Consider the following 24,596-nt stretch of genomic DNA (forward strand, 5'->3'; position numbering starts at 1 on the left):
TTGAAGTGCAATGCTATTGCTGTTTCTGGTTTGGGTAAAGTATTGATGTGAAGCGTAGAATAAAAACATAAGCCGATTTTATGATATTGATTTTCAATCTTAAGTTCAAAAGTGCATATCCATTTTATATATATCCATGGAGGAATGACTGTGGTAAATCTTTATGATGTAATTGTGATTGGATCAGGTCCAGGCGGATATGTGACCGCAATTCGTGCAGCACAATGTGGCTTTAAGACTGCAATTGTTGAGCGTGAGCATTTGGGAGGAATTTGTTTAAATTGGGGGTGTATTCCAACAAAGGCCCTTTTACGTTCGGCGGAAATAAAACATTTTGCTGAACACGCGAAAGAGTATGGACTCAAAATTAATGGTTCAATTGAAGCAAATATCAAAGAGGTTGTAACACGTTCACGCGGCGTTTCATCCCGTTTAAATGCTGGTGTTGGTTTTTTAATGAAAAAAAACAAAATTGATATTATCTGGGGTGAAGCAAAACTTACGAAAGAAGCGAAGGCAAGCCAACCTGCGGAAATTATTGTTTCTTCGTCCTCAAAACCGGTTATGCAACCGCAAAATCCAATTCCTAAAGGAACATTAGGGAAGGGGACTTATCAAGCAAAGCACATCATTATTGCAACAGGAGCACGTCCTCGTGTCCTTCCTGGTATTGAGCCAGATGGAAAGCTCATTTGGACTTATTTTGAAGCGATGATACCGACAGAAATGCCGAAATCGCTTTTGGTCATAGGATCTGGAGCAATTGGTATTGAATTTGCTTCCTTTTATCGTGATATGGGAGCAAAGGTCACTGTTGTTGAAATGATGCCTCACATCATGCCCGCTGAAGATATTGAAATTTCAACATTTGCTCGTAAACAGTTAGAGCAAAAAGGTTTACGTATTCTTTGCCAAGCGAAAGTAACAAAGGTTGAAAAAGCTTCCAATTCCGTGACGGTACATATTGATGTTGGGGGAAAAACAGAGACAATGACGGTTGATCGAGTGATTTCCGCTGTTGGAGTACAGGGTAATATTGAGAATCTTGGGTTAGAGGCGTTGGGTATAAAAACCGATCGTGGGTGCATTGTAACCGATGAGTGGGGTTGGACAGGGGTTGCGGGTATTTATGCTATCGGTGATGTGGCAGGCCCTCCTATGTTAGCTCATAAAGCAGAAGAAGAAGGCGTGATATGTATTGAACATCTTGCTGGTTTAAAGAGTGTTCATCCGCTTGATAAGAAAAAAATTCCAGGGTGCACCTATTGCACTCCGCAAGTTGCATCTGTAGGGCTTTCAGAAGCAGCAGCAAAAGAAGCAGGGTATGATATACGTATTGGTCGTTATTCTTTTTCCGCCAATGGCAAGGCGATTGCTTTGGGTGAAGATCAGGGGTTAGTAAAAACCATTTTTGATAAAAAAACAGGACAGCTTCTTGGCGCCCATATGGTAGGGGCTGAGGTAACAGAACTGATACAGGGGTTTGTTATTGCCATGAATCTTGAAACAACAGAGGAAGAATTGATGCATACTGTCTTTCCACATCCGACCTTATCGGAAATGATGAAAGAAAGTGTATTGGATGCTTATGGTCAAGTTTTAAACGCTTGATGATTTGGTTTGTGTGAAAGATTTTATATTTTTCATTACTCCTTCGTATTTATAAGGCAAAGGCTTAAATGGTTACGGTTGTTGATAGAGTTACGAATAGACGTTTGCGTCATCCTGAAAAGGCCCATCGTCCGGATACAAGCGTTCAGAAAAAGCCAGATTGGATTCGTGTAAAAGCGCCAACATCACCGATCTATAAGGAAACACATGGTATTGTACGTACCCATAAATTAGTGACTGTCTGTGAAGAAGCAGGTTGTCCTAATATCGGTGAATGTTGGAGCCAACGGCATGCCAGCTTTATGATTTTAGGGGAGATATGTACGCGGGCTTGTGCATTTTGCAATGTTGCGACAGGCATTCCGCTTGCTGTTGATGATAACGAGCCAGAACGTGTCGCCGATGCTGTCGCGCGGATGGAATTAAAGCATGTCGTCATTACATCGGTTGATCGCGATGATCTTGCGGATGGTGGCGCTGAGCATTTTGCAAAAGTTATTTATGCGATTCGTCGAAAAGCGCCTAAAACAACAATTGAAGTTCTTACACCTGATTTTCGTCATAAGGATGGTGCTTTAGAAATTGTTGTCGCTGCTAAGCCTGATGTTTTTAATCATAATTTAGAAACAGTTCCTTCTAAATATTTGAAGGTTCGTCCAGGAGCGCGTTATTTTCATTCAGTTCGTCTGTTACAACGCGTTAAAGAACTTGATCCAACAATTTTCACAAAATCGGGAATTATGGTTGGCCTTGGGGAAGAACGAAATGAAATTCTGCAATTGATGGATGATTTGCGCTCTGCTGATGTGGACTTTATGACAATTGGACAATATTTACAGCCTACGCGAAAGCATCATCCCGTTGTTCGTTTTGTGCCTCCTGAAGAGTTTGAATCTTTTGCCAAAATTGGTAAAGTAAAAGGTTTTTTACATATGGCTTCCAATCCTCTGACGCGTTCCTCTCATCATGCAGGAGATGATTTTGCTATTTTGCAAAAAGCGCGTGATGAAAAATTTGCCTTACAGAGATAATGATGCCAACTTTTTCAACACATCGGCAAGTTGCTCATAGTGCTCGTGAAATGTTTGATCTTGTGTCAGATATTGAACGTTATCCTGATTTTTTACCCATGTGTGAGGCTTTAATAATACGTTCTCGCAAGGAATGTGACGAAAAAACATTGCTTCTGGCAGATATGACCGTTGGCTATAAGGTTATTCGAGAAACGTTTACGACCCAAGTTTTTCTTCAGCCAAAGAAAGGTTTGATAGAGGTTAATTATATTGATGGTCCATTCAAATATCTGGAAAATCGTTGGTTTTTTCATAATATTGAAAATACCAATGCATGTAATATAGAATTTTTTATTGATTATGAATTTAAAAGTAAAATACTTGGACGTGTGATGGGCTCCATGTTTGATATTGCATTTCGTAAATTTACCGATGCTTTTGAGAAGCGCGCCCATCAGATTTATGGTTCTACGGTCACATGATCTATTCCGTTATTTTTAAACAATAGCCATTGCTTGTAAAGGTATAGAGATGGAAATCGATCTCCATTTTTATGGTTTTTTTCTTTTTTAGAGGCACATCTTTTAAACAGAGCATCACAATATTATTAGACAAGATATTGATTTATAATGATAGTTTAGTGTTATTTTTATTGAATTAAAATTCTTATGTAGGTTTCTCTCTTTCCCACTCCGTTTGATTCATCATAAAACAGGACTGGAAAGGATTTGATAATATTCAGGTCTTTCATTCTTAAGTTGGGAGACAATAAATTATTTTTTTCACGATATTGATGATTATGGACTCCAATGTAGAATAGAGAGTTTTGAAATTGGTATGGGAATTCAGAGAAGTCGCTCCAGAATCATTTGAAAAGCATTTTCAACAGTTGCATGGCGGATAGCCTCGCGATCAAGATGACCAAAGTGCATTTCTTTGTGCAGGGGGGAGTGATTTTTGTAAGCAACGGCAAAATGCACAAGTCCTACAGGTTTGTTCAGACTTGCACCTCCTGGACCAGCAATTCCTGTTACAGAAACCGCAATGTCAGCTTGTGAATGTTTTAATCCACCCTCAGCCATTGCAAGAGCAACTTCTTTTGAAACGGCACCATAGGTTTTTATAAGTTTAGCACACACGCTAACAAGGCGTGTTTTGGATTCATTTGAATAAACAACAAATCCACAATCGAGAACATCTGATGATCCTGCAATATTTGTGAGGTTTGCAGCAATGAGCCCTCCTGTACAAGACTCTACAGTTGTTAACAACAAACCCTTTTGGCGACAGGTATTAAGAACTTCACATGCTTGTTTTTCGCAAAAATATGTCATTTGGGAATTTCTCCTGGATAAAGAATACTTGCTGTTGCCAAAGCCGCAATGCCTTCACCACGACCAATAAATCCAAGCTTTTCGTTCGTTGTTGCTTTGATGGAAATTCGATCGGATGAAATTGTGAGAATGCGCATAAGATTTTCCATCATTGTTTGACGATAGGGACCGATTTTAGGTTCTTCAGCGATCAAGGTGATATCCACATTAGCAATACGACCACCCGCTTGTGTAACAATATCAAGAGCATGACGAAGAAAGATTTCTGATGATACATTTTTCCATCGAGGATCAGAAGGAGGAAAATGTGTACCGATATCTCCTGCACCTTGAGTTGCAAGAAGAGCATCTGTTAATGCATGAAGAGCAACATCTGCATCGGAATGTCCATTTAATTTTTTATGAAAAGGAATTTTTATACCACATAATATAAGGCACTCTCCTTTTTCGAAAGAATGAACATCATAACCATTGCCAGTACGGATATCAGGAAACATTTGCATTTTTTTCTGGAGATATAAATGAGCGGTATCAAAATCCTTGTGCCATGTAATTTTTATATTATGAGGATCACCTAGAATCGTAAGCATAGGAATCCCAAACCATTCGGCAATTGCACAATCATCAGTGAAGTCTTCTTTACAAACTTTTTTTGCTTGTTTATGGGCCGCTAAGATATGTTCAAAGGGAAAACACTGTGGTGTTTGTGCACTATAAAGATGGGTACGGGGAATTGTTTCTAAAACATGCTGATGATTGACGCGTTTAAGGGTATCAGAAATGGGGAGAACAGGAAGAACACCTTCTTGAGGTGTGATAGTGTTATGAATGTTATCAAGAAGCTTCTTTTCGATAAAGGGACGTGCACCATCATGAATATGCACATATTGGGGATTGAATTTTTTAAGTGCCTGAAGTCCATGTAAGGTAGAGATTTGACGTGTATTGCCTCCCTCAACGATAATGAGACGTTCTTTAAATTCGGCGAGTGTTTGTTCACAGATTTGATGGTCTTCTGGATGAATAACGAGAATAATTGTTGTGATCGCTGGATGTTGCAAAAAACAATGGACGGTATGATAAATAATCGGCTTTTGTCCTAGAAGCCGATATTGTTTTGGAATTTCATGAGGAGATCCGGCTCTTTCACCACGTCCAGCGGCTAGTATGATTGCTGCAATAGAAATACTGAAATCTCCTTATGTTATAACTTTAGCTTATTATTTATTCACTTTAAAATGATTGTGAAAGGATGGTCGTTGTAGATCAGCAAGGGATATCACGGATAACACCTCAAAAAAAGCATTTAATGCTTTTTGAAGTGCGGTATTCAAACCACAAAAATCAATCAATGGACAATTGGGTTCTGCATTATCAAAACATTCTGCGAGGGAAAAGTTATCTTCTGTTACTTTCAAAACATCAGCAATAGAAATCTCTTCTGCGGGTTTAGCCAATTTAACACCACCATTGCGTCCACGCACTGTTTGTATAAAACCTGCTTGAACAAGCGGTTGAAGGATTTTAAATAAAAAAAGTTCTGAAACAGCATATGTTTTAGCAATTTCTGGAACACGACTGAGTGATCCCTGATTATCTGCACAATACATGAGCATTCGAAGAGCATAATTTGTTTGTTTTGTTAATCGCATCTTGTTTCCTTTGTAAAGTATCATTGAGTGCAGTTTATTTTAAAGATATTTTGCAAAATGCAGAAGTTCTTCCTTATTGATTATATTTATTTGCCCTATTTTAAATGGAGTATTATTATTGTCAATTTTTGTCACAAAAGGTTATATGAGAATAATACGATAAGGGTCTGTAAGCTTATGATGAATGCAACATCTGTGACGAATTCTCAAGATATTGATAAAAATGCTTATAACGATGAGTTGTATCGTTTAAGTAAGGTATATATCTTTTTAGGGATTGCAATTATTGTATTGGCTTTACTTACAGCTTCTATTTCGTTTATTATTCTTATTGGATTGACCCCTGTTGTTCCGAGTAGAACAGTCACCCTTATTCTTATAGGGATTAATAGTTTTTGGGTTTTAGGGCTTGTTGTCATCGTTTTTTATGAGATGATTCCCATCATTCGAGCTTGGCGTTCAAGGCGTGCAGGCTCGCGTCTTCATGTGCGCCTTATTTCATTGTTTGCACTTGTTGCGACCATGCCAGCTGTTGCTGTCGCTCTTGTATCGGGTCCAGCCCTAAATTTAGGACTTGATCGATGGTTTGATACCACAACGCGGCAAATTGTAGGTTCTTCTATTGATTTAGCAAATGCGTATGCGGATGAAATGCTTCAAAATTTAAAAAATTTATCCTACGCGATGGCATTTGCTCTTGATAACAAAAAACTTTTAGAGCGTAATCCCGCTGAATATCGGATGCAATTAACGCGTCATGCTCTAGGACGCAATTTGCGTGGTGCATTTTTGTTAAGTTCTAGCGGAACGATTTTTGTATCAAGTGCTCTTGGGGATGAGGATAAACTCCCAATTCCTCCTTCGCACCTTATCGAGCGTGCAACCAGTGCGAGGCCTTTTTCTTTTCAACCAGGTGTTCATGATTATTTTGGTATTATTTTAAAATTTAACAATATTCCAAATACATTTTTATATTTGGTGCGTGACGTTGATAAAGGCGTTTTATCGGCTTTGCGTTTGACAGAAGTTAATACAGATCGTTACCGTGATTTAAATGAAAATCGCCTGTTGACACAAATTGCATTTGGTATGCTTTATTTATGTCTTTTTTTTAGTTTATTCTTATCCGCTATTTGGGCAGCTATTGCTGTTGCTGATCGTTTGGTTCGTCCTATTCGTCTTCTCATTAGTGCGGCTGATGATGTTGCATCTGGGAATATGGAGATTTTTGTGCCAGTGCGAGCAAAAGATGGGGATATTGGGCAATTATCCAAAACTTTTAATTACATGGTCAGTGAATTGAAAAGTCGGCGCAATGAGTTGATTGCAGTACGTGATCAAATTGATGAGAGACGGCGTTTTTCTGAAGCTGTGTTATCGGGTGTAACAGCGGGAGTCGCAGGAATCGATGATAATGGTGATATTACAATTATCAATCGATCTATTGAAACGATGTTTGATATTCGCTTTGAACAGGTTGTTGGGCAAAGTCTTTTATCTTTAAGTGCTGAAATTTGGCAGGTTTTTCAGTTTGCGCGTTCATTGGACCGTAAAAATTATCGTGAGCAGGTCACTTTAAACGTTGTAGGAAAAGAACGCGTCTGTAATGTTCAAGTTACGATGGAAGAAGATGATGGACAGGGGCAATCTTGGGTTTTAACAATTGATGATATTACGGACCTCGTTGCAGCGCAACGTACAGCGGCGTGGGCGGATATTGCACGACGGATTGCACACGAAATTAAAAATCCCCTCACGCCTATTCAGTTATCCGCTGAACGTATTCGTAAACGTTATAACAAAGTTATTATACAAGATAGAGAGGTTTTTGAGCGGTGTATTGACACAATTATTCGACAGGTTGGAGATATTGGGCGTATGGTTGATGAGTTTTCTTCTTTTGCACGTATGCCAAAACCACAAATGCATGTTTTAGATATACGTGAATTATTGCGTGAAGCATGTTTCTTGATAGAAGTGACGCGACATGATATTCAATTTGAGCAAGACTTAGGAAGTTTCCCCCTTATGGGTGCATTTGATAATCGTCTTATCGTCCAGGCTTTTTGCAACGTTATCAAAAATGCAAGCGAATCCATCGATTCGGTTATGCGAGAGGAAAATATTCACGGTCATATTCTTGTCCGTTCTTACCGGCAAGAAGAATGGGTGGTTGTGGATGTTGTTGATAACGGGAAAGGACTTCCTAAAGAGCAAAGACAAAAGTTATTAGAACCCTATATAACAACGCGGGAGAAAGGAACAGGACTAGGCCTAGCCATTGTGCGCAAAGTTATTGAAGATCACGGTGGTTCTATGGAGCTTCATGATGCACCGGAGAGTTTTTATGAAGGTCGCGGTGCGATGATCCGTTTGATATTTCCCTCAGATGGGGGGAAGCAGGGTAGTATTATACAAGCTATAAATCATAAGATAGGGGAATAGTATGGTATCAGATATCTTGATTGTTGATGATGAAGCAGATATTCGTGAGCTTGTTGCTGGTATTTTAGATGATGAAGGTTATGAAACGCGTGTTGCTTGTAACTCTGATGAAGCTTTAGCTCAAATTAGTGAGCGTGTTCCAAAGCTCATTTTTTTAGATATTTGGTTACAGGGGAGTCGCCTTGATGGTTTAGCACTGCTTGATGAAATTAAAGCGCAATATCCAGCTCTTCCAGTTGTTATGATCTCTGGTCATGGTAATATTGAGACTGCTGTTTCAGCTATAAAGCGCGGGGCTTATGATTTCATTGAAAAACCTTTTAAAGCTGATAGACTTGTATTGGTTGCAGAAAGAACACTTGAAAACTCAAATTTAAAACGTGAGCTTTCAGAATTGCGAAAACGTTCGAATGAGACATTGGAGCTACTGGGAAAATCAACCGTTATAAGAAATTTGCGTCACATCATAGAAAAAGTAGCGCCAACCAATAGTCGCATCATGATAACAGGTCCTTCAGGGGCGGGAAAAGAGACAGTTGCCCGAACGATTCATGCGCTCTCAACACGTTCGAATGGGCCATTTGTTACAATAAATGCAGCAACGATTACACCGGAAAGAATGGAAATAGAATTGTTTGGCAGCGAAATGGAGGGAAGAGAGCGCAAGATCGGTGCTTTAGAGGAAGCCCATGGTGGGATACTCTATCTTGATGAAATTGCTGATATGCCCCGTGAGACTCAAGGTAAGATTCTGCGAGTGTTAACGGGGCAGACATTTGAGAGAGTTGGTGGTACAAAACGTGTTAAGGTGGATGTTCGTATCATTTCTTCAACAGCGCAAAATCTTGAAAACCTCATTTCTGACGGGCGCTTTAGAGAAGATCTTTTCCACCGCCTTTCTGTTATTCCTATTGCTGTTCCGCCTCTCTCAGCGCGTCGTGAAGATATTCCAGAACTTGTACATCATTTTGTAAAAACAATATCACAGCAGCTTGGAATTAAGCCACGTGAAATCAGTGATGATGCGATCGCTATTTTGCAAACGCATGCTTGGCCGGGTAATGTACGGCAATTACGTAATAATATTGAGCGTCTTCTTATTCTTGTGCGGGATGGTGATGGTCCTATAACAGCGGATTTTCTTCCCAGTGAAGTGAGTGATCCTTTGCCACGTCTTCAAATGGATTCAGATGAAAGTATCATGGATTTACCGTTGCGTGAAGCACGAGAATTGTTTGAAAAGAGATATTTAGTGGCGCAGATTGGGCGTTTGGGTGGAAATATATCGCGTACCGCTGAATTTATAGGCATGGAGCGTTCAGCTTTACACCGTAAGCTGAAAGCACTTGGAGTTTCTTAAAACAATGCGTGTTATTATTTGCGGTGCAGGACAGGTTGGTTATGGAATAGCAGAGCGTCTTGCTGCTGAAAATCACGATGTTACTGTTATTGATATTGAAACCAGATTAATTGAAAAAATTCGCGATACATTGGATGTGAGAGGTTTTGTTGGTCACGGTTCTCGTCCTGAAGTTCTTTTGGCTGCAGATGCAGACAAAGCTGATATGCTGATTGCTGTCACTTTGTTTGATGAAGTGAATATGGTCGCTTGTCAGGTCGCCCATTCATTATTTGATGTTCCCACAAAAATTGCTCGTATTCGCTCACAATCTTATTTAGAACCCCGCTATAAGACGCTTTTTTCCAGAGAGAATATTCCCATTGATGTGGTTATTTCGCCAGAAGTTGAAGTCGGGGAAATGGTTTTACGTCGTATTGCTCTGCCTGGTGCAATAGATGTTCTTTATTTTTGTAATGATGATATTGTTGCGCTCGCTTTGGAGTGTATGGAAGATTGTCCTGTTATTAATACACCTTTGCGTCAATTAACAGAGCTTTTTCCAGATCTTCACACGACGGTTACCGCTATTAAACGTGGTTCGGAATTATTGATTGCACATTCAGAAACGCAATTACGCGTTGGTGATATAACCTATCTTGTTGTTGCTCGTGAGCAGATGCGTCGTGCTGTTGGGCTTTTTGGTCATAAAGAACAAGATGCCCACCGCATGATTATTGCAGGAGGCGGGCACATTGGCCTTTATGTTGCTCAGGCGATTGAAAAGCGTCTCCATAAATTAAAATTAAAGATTATAGAAACGCAGAGAGAAAGAGCCCTTACAATTGCTGATCAGCTTGAAAAAACAACCGTTTTATATGGTAACGTGTTAGATCCAGTGATTCTTCAAGATGCGGGAATTGATCAGGCCGATTTAATGATTACATTGACCAATCAGGATCAGGTTAATCTCTTAAGTGCTATCATTGCTAAAAGATTGGGCTGTAAAGCTAATATGGTGTTGATTAATAATGTTGCTTACCAAGAGTTTAGCCGCGCCGTTGGTGTGGATGCCTATCTTAATCCCCATAGCGTTACAATATCGAAAATTTTGCAACAAATGCGCCGTGGGCGTATTCGTTCCGTTCATTCAGTTTTTAATGGTCGAGCAGAAATTATTGAAGCTGAAGTGATGCAAACATCTTCATTGGTTGGTAAATCATTATCAGAGCTTAATTTATCAGATGGTTTGAGAATTGGGGCAATTTATCGTAATAAGACAATTATACAGCTCTCAGCAGAGACGCGTATTTTGTCTGGTGATAGAATAGTGATTTTTGCTCTTGCTGATAGAGTTCGTGATGTTGAACAACTTTTTCGTGTAAGTTTGGAATATTTTTGATATATTATTGATGGATATTTGTACTTTTTGGTATAGCGGACAGTTAAGATTGGTGGATAGGCTTTGTTTGCCCTCAATGGTTAAAACTGGACAGCGCATTAAGCTTTTTAGTTATGATAAAGAAATAGACAATCTCCCTGCTGGTGTTGAGTTGCATAAAGCCGAATCAATTTTATCACGTTCAGCAATTTATCGCCTTGATCCCCGTTTTTCTGATGATAAACCAGGATGTACAATTGTTCAGTTCTCGGATTTTTTTCGTGTTATGCTGATGAAATATCAACAAGGTGTGTGGTTAGATACAGATATTTATCTCGTTAAACAGTTTCATCCAGATGCGAATAAGGTTTGGTTGGCAAGAGAAAATAAGAGAAGGGTAGGTGTTTCTGCCCTTTATTTTCCTTCAGATAACCCTATTATAAAAGTATTTGAAGATTATTGGGCAGGCAGAGAAATTATTCCGCATTGGCTTGGGTTTAAGCGTCGTGTTTGGAGACCATTCTGGTTAAAGAGAAAAAAAAATACCAATTTTACCGGGAAATCTTGGCGTTACGATATTTGGCAATGACGGTATTTCACGGTTAGCAAAACAGTATGGTTTTTTTCACGAGGCAAAGGAAACTTTTTATTATTGGACTGGGCGAAAAACTGAGTACATCTTTGAACCAGCTTTTGGCATAAAACCGCTTACAGATTCACGCTTGATAGGATTTCATATTCACAGAAAGATTAGGACCACGCAAAGACCTCAGGAAGGAAGTTTTTATCATTGGGCAGTTTCTCGCATTCCTGAAGTTCATAATTTGTTTAGGTAGAGTTATTATCGCTATTTTAACCATTGGGATTTTAGTCTATCCTAAAGGGCTCTTGATTGTCTCTTGCACAAGAGAGTAATATGAGCCTATGGATAAAAATATTGAATGTGTAAAAAGCGATTGGTATATGACAAGGAAAGTAAAAATATGAGTGATCCAATGAAAACAGCATTAAGCCTTGTACCTATGGTTATTGAGCAAACCAATCGTGGTGAACGGGCCTATGATATTTTTTCCCGTCTTTTAAAGGAGCGGATTATTTTTATTAATGGTCCTGTTGAAGATGGTATGGCAATGCTTGTTTGTGCACAATTACTTTTCTTGGAAGCGGAAAATCCTAAAAAAGAAATTAGCCTTTATATTAATTCTCCAGGGGGTGTCGTGACATCTGGTATGGCTATTTATGATACTATGCAGTTCATTCGCCCTCCTGTTTCTACGCTTTGCATGGGGCAGGCGGCATCTATGGGATCATTATTGCTCACAGCGGGAGCAAAAGGTCATCGTTTTACATTGCCCAATGCGCGTATTATGGTGCATCAGCCATCTGGTGGTTTTCAAGGTCAGGCTTCAGATATTGAGCGACATGCACAAGATATTATAAAGATGAAACGGCGCTTAAATGAAATTTATGTTCAACATACAGGTCAAGATTACGAGGTTATTGAGAGAACGCTTGATCGCGATCATTTTATGACAGCAGAAGAAGCAAAAGCGTTTGGTTTAGTTGATGATGTTATACAGTATCGTGCAGAAACTGAAAAAGAAGAAAAAGATTAAGAATTTTTATAGAAAAAACAGCTACTTTAATTAAAGAGTTTTATAAAATATCGCAAAAATTAAGAGAAACACCTAAAAATATTGAGACATCCATGGTTTTCTATATGTCTTTTAGTTTTCATGATGAAAAGCTTTCTTTGAAAAGGCGAAGTATTCATATATCGTGGTGAAAGGAAAGAAAAATGAGCAAAATTAGCAATAGCGGGAACGAATCAAAAAATACTCTCTATTGCTCGTTCTGCGGCAAGAGTCAGCATGAAGTGCGTAAGCTCATTGCGGGGCCTACTGTATTTATCTGTGATGAATGTGTAGAGCTTTGCATGGATATTATTCGGGAAGAAAATAAGTCTTCTGGCGTTAAGGTGCGTGATGGAGTCCCTACTCCACAGGAAATTATATCCGTTCTTGATGATTATGTTATTGGTCAGCAGCATGCAAAGCGTGTTCTTTCTGTTGCAGTTCATAATCATTATAAGCGGTTGGCGCATCAGTCTAAAAGCAGTGATATTGAGTTGGCTAAATCAAATATTCTTCTTGTTGGTCCAACGGGCTGCGGTAAAACTTATCTCGCACAAACATTAGCACGTATTATCGATGTCCCTTTTACGATGGCGGATGCGACCACTTTGACTGAAGCAGGTTATGTGGGTGAAGATGTTGAAAATATTATTTTAAAACTTCTTCAAGCGGCGGATTATAATGTTGAACGAGCACAGCGTGGTATCGTTTATATCGATGAGGTTGATAAGATTTCTCGTAAGGCTGACAATCCTTCTATTACAAGGGATGTTTCTGGAGAAGGGGTTCAGCAAGCATTGCTAAAAATTATGGAAGGAACGATTGCTTCTGTTCCTCCACAAGGTGGACGTAAACACCCGCAACAAGAGTTCCTTCAGGTTGATACCACAAATATTTTATTTATTTGTGGAGGAGCTTTTGCAGGTTTAGAGCGGATTATTTCAGGGCGTGGTGAAAAAACTTCTATTGGTTTTTCTGCAACTGTTAAGGCTCCTGATGAACGTTGTGTTGGTGAGATTTTTCGTGATTTAGAGCCTGAAGATCTTATAAAGTTTGGTTTAATACCAGAATTTATTGGGCGTCTTCCTATAGTCGCTACCTTAGAGGATTTAGACATTAATGCTCTCGTGCAAATTTTATCACAACCTAAAAATGCATTGGTAAAGCAATATCAGCGTCTTTTTGAAATGGAAAATGTTGAGTTAGCATTTCACGAAGATGCTTTACGCGCTATTGCGAAGAAGGCTATTGAACGTAAGACTGGTGCACGTGGTTTACGTTCAATTATGGAGAAGATCCTCCTTGAGACGATGTTTGAACTACCGGCTCTTGAAGGGGTTCAAGAAGTGGTTATTTCGAGCGATGTCGTTGATGGGAAAGCGCGTCCTCTTTATATTTACTCAGAACGAGCAGAAGATAAAGAAAATGTATCAGCATGACATTGTGCGGTATATAATATAAAAAGTGGGTAAAACGGTATTTAATAGGCGTTTCTAATAATATCGTTATAATGCTTGATTTATGTGTTAGCAATTACCACTTCATGTATTGTGGAGAGCTGAGGTTTTCTAAGGGTGGGCTTGGTGTTGTAGATAGCTCATAGGCTCCAGAAAGGAGAGTTATGCAATATATTGATGAAAAGACAGATGAAGTGAGAGATGGTGTTTATGCTGTTTTACCTCTTCGCGATATTGTTGTCTTCCCCCATATGATTGTTCCACTTTTTGTGGGCCGCGAAAAATCAATTCGTGCTCTTGAAGAAACAATGGCGGTTGATAAGCAAATACTCTTAGTGACACAAAAAAATGCGTCTGACGATGATCCAAAGTCAGAAGATATTTATCATATTGGTACATTTGCGAATATTCTCCAACTTTTAAAGCTTCCTGATGGCACTGTAAAGGTTTTGGTTGAAGGGACTGCACGTGCAAAAATTAGTCAATTTTCTTTAAGTGATGGTTATCATCAGGCTTTTGCAGCTGTTACAGAAGAACCTAGAGAGAGTGATGTTGAGATTGAAGCTCTTTCAAGGTCGGTGATTGCTTATTTTGAAAACTATGTAAAGCTTAATAAAAAAATCTCTCCTGAAGTTGTCAATGCGATTGGCCAGATTGATAATCCTTCTAAGCTTGCTGATACGATTGCCTCTCATTTAATGATTAAACTTGCAGAAAAGCAGGAAATATTAGAGCTCTTACCTGTACGAGCTCGTCTTGAACGTGTTCTGTCTTTCATGGAAGGAGAAATTTCTGTTTTGCAGGTTGAAAAACGTATTCGTTCGCACGTTAAACGGCAAATGGAAAAAAACCAACGGGAATATTATCTCAATGAGCAAATGAAGGCTATTCAAAAAGAGTTAGGAGCAGGAGATGATAGTCGCGATGAGCTCTCTGAACTAGAAGACCGTATTAAGAGTACAAAACTTTCCAAGGAAGCACAGGAAAAAGCTGGAGCAGAATTGAGAAAATTACGGAATATGTCTCCTATGTCTGCGGAAGCGACAGTTGTCCGTAACTATCTTGATTGGTTATTAGCAATGCCTTGGGGTAAAAAATCTAAGATTAAAAACAATTTAGATTTTGCAGAAAAGGTCATGAATAATGAACATTTCGGTCTTGAAAAAGTTAAGGAGAGAATTATTGAGTATTTGGCTGTACAAAGTCGTGCGTCAAAGATAAAAGGTCCCATTATTTGTTTGTTAGGTCCTCCGGGTGTTGGAAAAACATCATTAGCGCGCTCTATTGCAAAAGCAACGGGGCGTGAATATGTTCGTATCTCATTGGGAGGTGTACGGGATGAAGCGGAAATTCGTGGACATCGCCGCACCTATATTGGTTCGATGCCTGGAAAAATTATCCAGTCTATGAAAAAAGCAAAAAAATCTAACCCGCTTTTCTTACTTGATGAAATTGATAAAATGGGACAAGATTTTCGTGGAGATCCTTCCTCTGCTTTATTAGAAGTTCTTGATCCTGAACAAAATGGTACATTCATTGACCACTATTTGGAAGTTGAATATGATCTTTCTGATGTCATGTTTATCACAACTGCCAATACGCTTAATATTCCAGGTCCGTTAATGGATCGAATGGAAATTATTCGTATTGCTGGTTATACTGAATGTGAAAAAATGGAAATTGTTAAGCAGCATCTTTTACCAAAGGCACTCAAAGACCACTGTTTGTCTAAAAAAGAACTCAGCATTTCTGATGGAGCACTAAGATCGATTATTCAGTTTTACACACGTGAAGCAGGTGTTCGTAATCTTGAACGTGAACTCATGAAAATTGCCCGTAAATCTGTTACAAAAATTCTCAAAACGCATCAAAAATCTGTAAAAGTTACAGAAAGTAATCTCAATGATTTCTTGGGTGTTAAACGCTATCACTATAATCAGATTGAAGGAGAAAATCACATTGGTGTTGTGACAGGCCTTGCGTGGACGGAAGTGGGTGGAGAGTTATTGACCATTGAAGGTGTGATGATGCCCGGCAAAGGCAAGATGACTGTAACTGGAAATTTGCGTGATATTATGAAAGAGTCTATTTCCGCGGCAGCATCTTATGTACGTTCTCGTGCTGTTGATTTTGGGATTGAACCTCCACTTTTTGAAAAACGCGATATCCATGTTCATGTTCCGGAGGGGGCAACACCGAAAGATGGTCCTTCTGCTGGGATTGCTATGGTGACAGCAATTGTTTCGGTCCTTACAGGGATTGCTGTACATAAAGATATAGCCATGACTGGTGAAATTACTTTACGTGGACGTGTTTTACCAATTGGTGGATTAAAAGAGAAACTCTTAGCTGCACTTCGAGGAGGGATAAAAAAAGTACTTATTCCTGAAGAAAACGCAAAAGATTTGGTTGATATTCCTGATGATGTCAAAAATAACATGGAAATTATTCCGGTAAATCATGTGAGTGAAGTTTTGAAACATGCTTTGGTTCGTTTTCCTGACACTATTGAGTGGAAAGAACCTTCTACAGTGGCTGTCCCTATTCGGTCAGAGAACAGCGATAGTGAAGGAATACAGATTGCCCACTGATTCACTCATTTCATTTATAGCGGCATTTTTTGAAGGACAGAAGGTGGTGTCGCGGTTATTATTTTGTTTTTTGTTTAAAAAAAGTGAAAAATTCCGTGAATAACTGTGATTATTGCTAAAAAAACAATGTTTTGGATAAAAATAAGATTTCTGTTTGCTGTACTTTTCAATAAACTGACCAATAACATGAGTAAGTCATGTTGTCAGCTAATATAGGGAAAGGAAATATCTCATGAATAAAAGTGAATTGGTTAGTTTCGTTGCTGAAAAGGCAGGTGTTTCGAAAGTGCAAGCTGGTGCTGTTGTTGATGCTTTTATGGCTTCTGTAACAGAAGCTTTGGCTTCAGGGGGAGATGTGCGTCTTCCAGGTTTTGGCACTTTTGAAGTTTCTCATCGTGCTGCGACAAAGGGGCGTAATCCTTCAACCGGCGCTGAAATCGATATTCCAGCACGTTCTGTACCCAAATTTTCTGCAGGAAAAAGCCTTAAAGAAGCAGTTAATAAAAAATAATTTAAACAACATTAAAAAAACCCGATTTATTTATAAGCGGGTTTTTTTACAGGTATTTTTTAGACAGGGATATTATACACGTTTTTCATATAAAAATTTTGAGTCTTCGTACCATTTTTCTCATTTCATGAATTGCATAAAATGCCATAGGCGTGAAGTATATATATTTTTAGCCGTTTCAATAAATATTCCATTTTAATAATGGGGCATTACATAGCTTATGAAGTATGACGTTAACTTTTGTTATGTGGAAGGGCTAAAGTTTTTATTCAAAAACAGTAGTAGTTATAAATATAAAACAAAAAAAATGCTGTGAAATGTGTAAAACCTACTAAACCACCTTTTTTGCTTAATAGAAGTGCATATTGATGCCACCATATTATTTTCTTAGTTTTTATAATGGTTCGATCAGCTCGCGGCATTTGAGGCGGGTGCATAAAGGATAGTTTTATTCCTTTTTTAATAATTCTCTTAATTTACAACACTAACTTCGCTTGTGTGAGCCCAGTGCTTAACTAATTAAGCAAATCACCTTTATTGATTGACTATAAGAGAGTCTGAAATAAAAGAATTTTACGATATTTAAGTTTCTCATTCACTATAGAAAGACATAAATTGTTATGATGAATTATAATGCATTGTGACTTTATAAAGCGGCTTCGTCATTTCAATATTGCGATTTTTTGTGTCATTTGAGATGGAAGAGATATATTCAGCTCTGTCTTAAATATTTTAGGTTCATATCTTTATTTCACTTCTGATATGCAAGAGAATATTTTTTTCATAATACAAAAATTAAAAATAAGAGACCGTCATAAATATTAAGGAATTAAAAAATCTTATGATTAAATAATATATAGTATAAAAATATTAATAGTAATAAAAACTAAAGTATTATTTAATTTTTTTATATTATAATATATTTATTTTTTTATTTCATTTTTATCGTTAAAATATATTAAATTGTGTATAACAGTATTTTTTTCTATAGACACAAAATACTTTACTCCTACATTGTTAAATAAACGATGAAGTGTAAAGCAGCCTCTATTGATTGAGAGAGTATTTTAACAAGGGTTTAGAATGATTTTTTCACGACAGTCATAGAAATTTTTCAGTAGATGAGAGGCGAATCATGTATTTTTTATAAACAGGAGCTTTTTGATTCTTCATCCATTAACCACTGAATACAATCATTGAGAGCCCTTGCTGTTATAACTTGTTTTTTTGCTAATTTTTTTTCTTTACTTGGCAAGCCTTTTCCTGAGTGTTTAAGAGAAGCAATAGGGGGAAAGAGTCCAAAATTGATATTCATTGGCTGAAAAGACGTTTTTTCTGCTTTTTCATCTATAATGTGCCCCCCCGTAATATGATTTAAAAGAGCTCCGAATGCCGTGGTTTGTGGGGGGATACAAGGGCAATTATGATGATATTCGGCAGCGGCAAAACGTCCGGCAAGAAGTCCTATAGCGGCTGATTCTACATAGCCTTCACATCCGGTAATTTGCCCTGCAAAGCGTAGTTGTTTTTTTTGTTTTAAACGAAGGGTTTGATCAAGAATGATCGGAGAATTGAGATAGGTATTGCGGTGAAGACCACCAAGACGTGCAAATTCTGCTTTTTCAAGACCGGGAATCATTCTAAAAATGCGAACTTGTTCTCCATATTTTAGTTTTGTTTGAAAGCCAACCATATTGTAAAGCGTTCCGAGTTTATTATCTTGGCGTAATTGAACGACAGCATAGGGTTTAACGGTGGGATTATGGACATTGGTTAAGCCCATAGGTTTCATAGGACCGTGTCTTAAAGTTTCAAGTCCGCGCTCAGCCATAATTTCAATGGGGAGGCAACCATCAAAATAGGGTATTTTTTCAAAGTCACGAAACTCTGTTTTCTCTGCATTTTTTAGTGCTTCAACGAATGTTTCATATTGTTCCTTATTAAGGGGACAATTAAGATAATCTTTCCCTGTTCCCTCAGGACCAATTTTATCATAGCGCGATTGATACCAACAAATGTTCATATTAATACTATCGGTATGGATAATAGGTGCAATAGCATCATAAAAAGAAAGGGCTTTTATACCGGTTATTGCTTGTAACTCTTGAGCAAGTGCAGGTGAGGTAAGGGGCCCCGTTGCAATGACAACATGTTTCCAATCTTTAGGAATCTCTTGAATTTCTTCGCGTTTGATTGTTACAAGCGGATGGTTTTCAAGGGCTGATGTCACGGTTTTTGAAAATCCATCGCGGTCAACAGCAAGAGCACTCCCCGCGGGGACTTTGTTGGCATCAGCTGCTTTCATAATTAACGATTTTGCTAATCGCATTTCAGCGTGTAAAAGCCCTACGGCGTTTGTTGATGAATCATCAGAACGAAGGGAATTTGAACAGACCAGTTCTGCCAATTTATCGGTTTTATGAGCATCTGATTTTTTTTGGGGACGCATTTCATGCAAAATAACAGGAATTCCTGATTGAGCGATTTGCCAGCTTGCTTCACATCCTGCAAGACCGCCACCGATAATATGAATTGGAGTATCAAATGTCTTTAACATAGTCGACTTATTAGCGTAAGTCGCCGTGTATGAAAAGCATAGATTTTGTTTTTGTTCTTTGTAAGAAAGACGTGTATTGAGTTTTTTTTAATATATTTGTTTGCTTTTTTTCTATAATTAATGATATAGAAACGCCGCTTGTATAAGGTTATTAGCTTGCTAAGTTTGAGCGGATGTGGCGAAATTGGTAGACGCACCAGATTTAGGTTCTGGCGGGAAACCGTGGGGGTTCGAGTCCCTCCATCCGCACCAAAGCAATCCCTTAAGTGCTACGGATTTCTACGTGTCTGGAATTCCGCTTCATAGTAAGGTAACACTTGAAGTGTTAGAATGTAAGTAATGATGATTAGAGAGGGGTTATCCCTCTCCTTAGAAAAATGAAGGTGTTTAATGCAGGTTACCGAGACGCTTAATGAAGGACTGAAGCGCGAAATTAAGATCGTGGTTCCAGCGAAAGATTTAGAAGAAAAGTTGAATGAACGATTGGATGATACCAAGGGTAAAATCAAGCTTAATGGTTTTCGCCCTGGTAAAGTGCCCGGTGGGCATTTGCGAAAAATGTATGGTAAATCTTTCATGGCAGAGATTCTCAATGAGATACTCGCTGATGCACCACGTTCTGTTTTAGCGGACCGCAATGAACGCCCAGCGATGCAACCGAAAATTGATATAGATGAAGATGAGAAAATTCTAGATGGAAAAGCCGATTTTACTTTTAGTTTAAAGTATGAAGTTTTGCCAAAAATTGAAATTAAAGCCTTTGAACATATTGAAGTTATTCGTGAAATTGCAGCTATTCCTGAAAAGGATATTGATGAGCAAGTCAATCGCGTCCTTTCTTCTACGCGTAATTATTCCCTAAAAGAGGGATCTTCCGAAGAAGGTGATCGTATTACCATAGATTATCTAGGTAAGCTTGAGGGGGTTCCATTTGAAGGTGGGGCCGATAATGATGCACAACTGATTCTTGGATCAAAACAATTTATTCCTGGTTTTGAAGAGCAGTTGGTTGGTGTAAAAGCTGGAGATGCAAAAACGATTTCTGTTAAATTCCCAGATAATTACGGTGCAACACATTTAGCAGGACGGGAAGCAGAGTTTGACATTACTGTCAAAGCTGTCTTTAGACCAGATGAATTAAAAATTGATGATGAGGCGGCGAAAAAGGTCGGCTTAGAATCTCTAGACCGCTTGCGCGAGGTTGTTCGTGGACAGATTGAAAGTCAATATGGTTCAATGACACGTCAAAAAGTTAAGCGTCAAATTCTTGATGCTCTAGATGCTGATTATAATTTTGAGATTCCTGAAGGACTTTTAGAAATTGAATTCAATAATATATGGGCTCAGGTTAATGATGATTTGAAAAAGGCTGGGCGTAGTTTTGAGGACGAGGGTGTTACAGAAGAAAAGGCGCGGGAGGAATATCGTGTCCTTGCGCAACGTCGCGTCCGTCTTGGTTTGGTGCTTTCTGAAATTGGAATGAAGGTTGGTGTTAAAGTTAGTGAGGATGAGCTAAAAGCAGCTGTTTTTGAGCAAGTTCGTCAATATCCTGGCCAAGAAAAAGAGATTATGGACTTTTTCCGTAAGACTCCGGAAGCTGTTGAAAATCTACGTGCTCCGATTTTTGAAGAAAAAGTCATTGATCATTTGTTAGCACAGATAAAAGTCACAGATAAAGAAGTGACGATTGAAGAATTAATGAAAGAATATGACGAGTTAGATGTCTCTGAGGAAAAGCCGGCAAAGAAAAAATCTGCTGCGAAAGAAAAATCTGCAGTGAAAGAGAAGTCTGCAGAGAAAACATCGGCTAAGAAAAAGGCTCCTAAAAAAGCTTAATATTTCGGCAAACAAAACAAGCCTGATGGGGTCAGGTTTGTTGTGATGTTATATTCTAAGCTTGTACTGTGAGTGGTTTGAAATAAACCATGACATATGTTTTAAAATATTGGTAGTGGATTGGCAATGAGCATCATGGATACGCGTACTCCTGATTCTAAGCGTTTTATTTCTGGCATTACAGGTGATTGGGAAGTCATTATTGGCATGGAGGTTCATGCGCAAATCATATCAAATTCAAAACTTTTTTCAGGTGCATCAACCAAATTTGGTGCAGAGCCGAACAATCATGTATCTCTTATTGATGCGGCTATGCCAGGGATGTTGCCTGTTCTTAATCAAGAATGTGTTCGTCAAGCAGTTCGGACAGGTTTGGGATTAAAAGCGCGTATTAATTTAAAATCTGTTTTTGATCGTAAGAATTATTTTTATCCAGATTTACCGCAGGGATATCAGATTTCTCAGTTTCGCTATCCCATTGTAGGAGAGGGAAAGATTATCATATCTGTTGGTCCAGATTCAAATGGACAATTTGAGGATATCGAAGTCGGAATTGAAAGATTACATCTTGAACAGGACGCTGGAAAATCGATGCATGATCAACATCCGACGATGTCTTTTGTGGATCTTAATCGCTCTGGTGTTGCGCTTATGGAGATAGTTTCCAAACCTGATATGCGCTCATCAGATGAAGCCAAAGCTTATATGACAAAATTGCGTACGATTGTTCGTTATTTAGGGACCTGCGATGGCAATATGGATGAAGGGTCTATGCGTGCAGATGTCAATGTATCGGTTCGTCGTCCTGGTGAAGCTTTTGGAACGCGTTGTGAAATCAAAAACGTTAATTCTATACGCTTTATTGGTCAAGCGATTGAGTATGAAGCGCGTCGTCAGATCGCAATTTTAGAAGATGGAGGCGTCATAGAGCAAGAAACTCGGCTTTTTGATGCCACTAAAGGTGAAACCCGCTCTATGCGCTCAAAGGAAGAAGCGCATGACTATCGTTATTTCCCTGATCCTGATCTTTTACCATTAGAATTTGATCAAGCATTTGTGGATGCTTTGGCAGCGGATTTACCAGAATTGCCTGACGCTATAAAAGCACGTTTTGTTAAGGAAATGGGATTGACAGTGTATGATGCTTCCATTCTTGTGACAGAAAAAGCTATTGCTGATTATTTTGAAGAAGTAGCGTATGGGCGTGATGGAAAAATAGTTGCCAATTGGGTGATAAATGATCTTTTAGGGGCTTTAAATAAAGATAATCGTGAAATTGAAGAGTCACCAGTATCGCCAAATCAATTGGGAAGCATTATTGATCTTATAAAAGAAGGCGTTATTTCTGGAAAAATAGCTAAAGATCTTTTTGAGATTGTTTGGAATGAGGGGGGAGATCCACGCGAAATTGTAGAAGAGCGCAATATGAAGCAGGTAACAGATACAAAGGCTATTGAAAGAGCTGTTGATGAGATCGTTGCCAATAATTCTGATAAAGTTGCGCAAGCAAAGCAAAAGCCTGCTTTAGCAGGGTGGTTCGTTGGACAGGTCATGAAAGCAACAGGCGGCAAGGCAAATCCTCAAACTGTTAATGAATTAGTTAAGATGAAACTTGGCATAGATTAAATTTTATAGGGTGGAGAAGAATTTATAAATATGATATCTTCTCGAAATTAAGGGATGAAAAGTTATCCTATCAATTGGAGTTGTGTCTGAATTTACCAGCAACTTTTTCGGTAATTTCAAGCATTAACAAATTTATTCCAGCGATTGATTTCATGAGCATACTGAAGAAATGGAATAGAAAATGGCTCGTTTTTTTAAGCAAATCTTTACTTGGTGGGATGGTAATACCGTTGGTACGCGTTTTTTTACATGGCGCAAAGGTAAGCGGATAGGGGAAGATCAATTTGGGAATATATATTATGAAGGGGGGCTTCATAAGGATGGTTATCCGCACCGTTGGGTTATTTATAAAGACTATTCTGAGCCTTCTACTATTCCACCAGGTTGGCATGGCTGGATTCATCATCGCTGTGAGCGTCCACCGACACAGGAGGATTATCATCCCTATGAATGGGAAAAGCCTCACGTTGCAAATATGACAGGAACAAGAGAGGCCTATCGACCAAAGGGGGCTATTCCTTACAATGATGAGCATCCTTGTGTACGTAAAGATTATGATGCGTGGTCACCTAAAAAATAAAATGTTTTAATGGGCGCGTGTATTTTTGTCTTATTTGGCTCTACGTTATAACAAGAGTTATTTTTAAGGTGCGATTGGTTTTGATATGATGAGGTTTTTTTTATTGTTAGGGGTGAGGCATTTTATATATATTTTTTTAATGGGAATTTTAATGTTTTTATCCTTAAATAGTGGGGCGCGCGCTGAACGTATTAGCAATGGAATTGCTGTTTTTGCAGGTCTTGATAAAATCACGGGGCGAACGACACGTTTTGAAGTTTCTCTTGGTGAAGTTTATCAGTACGGTGCATTACAGGTAACACCTCGTGCTTGTTATACGAGCTCTAAAGATGAACCAACGCGTACAACAGGTTTTGTTGAAGTCAATGAAATAACATTAGATAAAAAAATACGGCGTATTTTTACAGGATGGATGTTTGCAGATAGTCCTGGTTTGAACGCTGTTGAGCATCCTATTTATGATGTGTGGTTAAAAGATTGTAAGCAGAGTTCTCAAAACCTACCTCTTCAGTAATCATGTGTTATTTATTTGTAATACATTGATTTGTAAGGATGGTTTATCATTTTAAAATTTGAATGAGAGGTTTGAATTTTTATGATTTTCTCATTGTAAACTTTCTTATATTGGAAAGATCAAAACGATTGCCTTATTCGTTATAAGCGGCGGACGTGTGGATAAGACTGTTTAAGAAAGGAATGAAGTTTTTCTCATAAATCGTTTAAATCCAAGGATGCATTATACGAATCAACGTATTGTTTTTGCGAGTATTCCATAGGAAACACTTCTTAAGTTATATCTGTTAGAGGTGGAAATGAAAGGTTTGTTTATATTGTTCAGGAGATGAACTGACTCTCTAGCATTTAATAAGGTCATCTCCCTCATGAAGAACAGAACGTCATTATATTGCATATTTTACGGGCTTGTTTTAGAGAACTCCTCTTAAGACTGCTCACATCCATTTTGTGACGGCGTTTGTAAGCGGTATAATGATAAATCCATAAAGTATCCTCATCTTTATGTTTGTGAAG

The 24,596-nt window shown here is 38.5% G+C and carries 18 protein-coding genes, 1 tRNA gene and 1 pseudogene; 16 read left to right on the plus strand and 4 right to left on the minus strand.

Annotated features, from left to right (window positions below; translation table 11 throughout):
* The first annotated feature begins 150 nt into the window (after nt 1–150).
* The 3 genes from lpdA (at nt 151) to NNJ73_RS05685 (ending at nt 3,106) form a co-directional block, all read left to right on the plus strand.
* The gene (gene lpdA, locus NNJ73_RS05675; protein ID WP_254493229.1) at nt 151–1,611 is read left to right on the plus strand and encodes a dihydrolipoyl dehydrogenase; all 1,461 of its coding nucleotides are present in this window, start codon (nt 151–153) and stop codon (nt 1,609–1,611) included.
* A 68-nt stretch (nt 1,612–1,679) separates the two neighbouring features.
* Nucleotides 1,680–2,642 carry a lipoyl synthase gene (gene lipA, locus NNJ73_RS05680; RefSeq protein WP_254493071.1) on the plus strand — a complete coding sequence of 321 codons (963 nt, stop codon included), beginning with the start codon at nt 1,680–1,682 and terminating at the stop codon, nt 2,640–2,642.
* 2 nt (nt 2,643–2,644) lie between these two features.
* The gene (locus NNJ73_RS05685) at nt 2,645–3,106 is read left to right on the plus strand and encodes a type II toxin-antitoxin system RatA family toxin (RefSeq protein ID WP_254493073.1); all 462 of its coding nucleotides are present in this window, start codon (nt 2,645–2,647) and stop codon (nt 3,104–3,106) included.
* Between the two features lie 363 nt (nt 3,107–3,469).
* Here the strand turns inward: NNJ73_RS05685 and NNJ73_RS05690 are convergent, their stop codons facing one another.
* The 3 genes from NNJ73_RS05690 to rirA are packed head-to-tail and all read right to left on the minus strand — an operon-like array spanning nt 3,470 to nt 5,610.
* Complete coding sequence (locus NNJ73_RS05690; protein ID WP_254493074.1) at nt 3,470–3,958, minus strand: CinA family protein; 489 nt, start codon at nt 3,956–3,958, stop codon at nt 3,470–3,472.
* Nucleotides 3,955–5,145 carry a bifunctional 2-C-methyl-D-erythritol 4-phosphate cytidylyltransferase/2-C-methyl-D-erythritol 2,4-cyclodiphosphate synthase gene (locus tag NNJ73_RS05695; RefSeq protein WP_256478028.1) on the minus strand — a complete coding sequence of 397 codons (1,191 nt, stop codon included), beginning with the start codon at nt 5,143–5,145 and terminating at the stop codon, nt 3,955–3,957. The genes NNJ73_RS05690 and NNJ73_RS05695 overlap by 4 nt, the downstream gene beginning before the upstream one ends.
* A 33-nt stretch (nt 5,146–5,178) precedes the next feature.
* The gene (rirA, locus tag NNJ73_RS05700; RefSeq protein WP_254493076.1) at nt 5,179–5,610 is read right to left on the minus strand and encodes an iron-responsive transcriptional regulator RirA; all 432 of its coding nucleotides are present in this window, start codon (nt 5,608–5,610) and stop codon (nt 5,179–5,181) included.
* A gap of 180 nt (nt 5,611–5,790) precedes the next feature.
* On the opposite strand from rirA, the gene NNJ73_RS05705 reads away from it, so the two are divergent.
* The 8 genes and pseudogenes from NNJ73_RS05705 (at nt 5,791) to NNJ73_RS05740 (ending at nt 16,968) form a co-directional block, all read left to right on the plus strand.
* Entirely contained in the window at nt 5,791–8,055 is a 2,265-nt protein-coding gene (locus NNJ73_RS05705) for a PAS domain-containing sensor histidine kinase (RefSeq protein WP_254493233.1), read from the plus strand.
* 1 nt (nt 8,056) lies between these two features.
* A complete protein-coding gene (locus NNJ73_RS05710) occupies nt 8,057–9,415 on the plus strand; it encodes a sigma-54 dependent transcriptional regulator (protein ID WP_254493077.1) in 1,359 nt (452 codons plus the stop codon).
* A gap of 4 nt (nt 9,416–9,419) precedes the next feature.
* On the plus strand, nt 9,420–10,796 hold the full coding sequence (gene trkA / locus NNJ73_RS05715) for a Trk system potassium transporter TrkA (protein WP_254493079.1): 1,377 nt from the start codon (nt 9,420–9,422) through the stop codon (nt 10,794–10,796).
* 10 nt (nt 10,797–10,806) lie between these two features.
* Nucleotides 10,807–11,611, plus strand: a pseudogene (locus NNJ73_RS05720) (hypothetical protein).
* 147 nt (nt 11,612–11,758) lie between these two features.
* Nucleotides 11,759–12,391 carry an ATP-dependent Clp endopeptidase proteolytic subunit ClpP gene (clpP, locus tag NNJ73_RS05725; RefSeq protein WP_005773677.1) on the plus strand — a complete coding sequence of 211 codons (633 nt, stop codon included), beginning with the start codon at nt 11,759–11,761 and terminating at the stop codon, nt 12,389–12,391.
* A 182-nt stretch (nt 12,392–12,573) separates the two neighbouring features.
* Complete coding sequence (gene clpX, locus NNJ73_RS05730) at nt 12,574–13,848, plus strand: ATP-dependent Clp protease ATP-binding subunit ClpX (RefSeq protein WP_254493080.1); 1,275 nt, start codon at nt 12,574–12,576, stop codon at nt 13,846–13,848.
* A gap of 182 nt (nt 13,849–14,030) precedes the next feature.
* Nucleotides 14,031–16,457, plus strand: a complete 2,427-nt coding sequence (gene lon, locus NNJ73_RS05735; protein ID WP_254493081.1) for an endopeptidase La — start codon at nt 14,031–14,033, stop codon at nt 16,455–16,457.
* 232 nt (nt 16,458–16,689) lie between these two features.
* A complete protein-coding gene (locus NNJ73_RS05740; protein WP_254493082.1) occupies nt 16,690–16,968 on the plus strand; it encodes an HU family DNA-binding protein in 279 nt (92 codons plus the stop codon).
* 1,144 nt (nt 16,969–18,112) lie between these two features.
* On the opposite strand, the gene trmFO is transcribed toward NNJ73_RS05740, so the two are convergent.
* Nucleotides 18,113–19,525, minus strand: a complete 1,413-nt coding sequence (gene trmFO / locus NNJ73_RS05745) for a methylenetetrahydrofolate--tRNA-(uracil(54)-C(5))-methyltransferase (FADH(2)-oxidizing) TrmFO (protein ID WP_254493084.1) — start codon at nt 19,523–19,525, stop codon at nt 18,113–18,115.
* A gap of 169 nt (nt 19,526–19,694) precedes the next feature.
* Here trmFO and NNJ73_RS05750 point away from each other — a divergent pair.
* The 5 genes from NNJ73_RS05750 (at nt 19,695) to NNJ73_RS05770 (ending at nt 24,081) form a co-directional block, all read left to right on the plus strand.
* Nucleotides 19,695–19,777: transfer RNA gene (locus NNJ73_RS05750), tRNA-Leu, on the plus strand.
* Nucleotides 19,778–19,915: 138 nt separating this feature from the next.
* Nucleotides 19,916–21,361: a trigger factor gene (tig, locus tag NNJ73_RS05755; RefSeq protein WP_254493086.1), complete on the plus strand. Its 1,446-nt coding sequence runs from the start codon at nt 19,916–19,918 to the stop codon at nt 21,359–21,361.
* A gap of 126 nt (nt 21,362–21,487) precedes the next feature.
* Nucleotides 21,488–22,987, plus strand: coding sequence for an Asp-tRNA(Asn)/Glu-tRNA(Gln) amidotransferase subunit GatB (gene gatB / locus NNJ73_RS05760; RefSeq protein WP_254493087.1), 1,500 nt, complete (start codon nt 21,488–21,490; stop codon nt 22,985–22,987).
* A gap of 181 nt (nt 22,988–23,168) precedes the next feature.
* Nucleotides 23,169–23,567 (plus strand): NADH:ubiquinone oxidoreductase subunit NDUFA12, encoded by a 399-nt coding sequence (locus NNJ73_RS05765; protein WP_254493089.1) that lies wholly within the window; start codon nt 23,169–23,171, stop codon nt 23,565–23,567.
* An 88-nt stretch (nt 23,568–23,655) separates the two neighbouring features.
* Entirely contained in the window at nt 23,656–24,081 is a 426-nt protein-coding gene (locus tag NNJ73_RS05770; protein WP_254493235.1) for a DUF2155 domain-containing protein, read from the plus strand.
* The last annotated feature ends 515 nt before the right edge of the window (nt 24,082–24,596 follow it).

Origin of the sequence: Bartonella sp. B1099 (assembly GCF_944801835.1) — a bacterium.
Lineage (GTDB): Bacteria > Pseudomonadota > Alphaproteobacteria > Rhizobiales > Rhizobiaceae > Bartonella.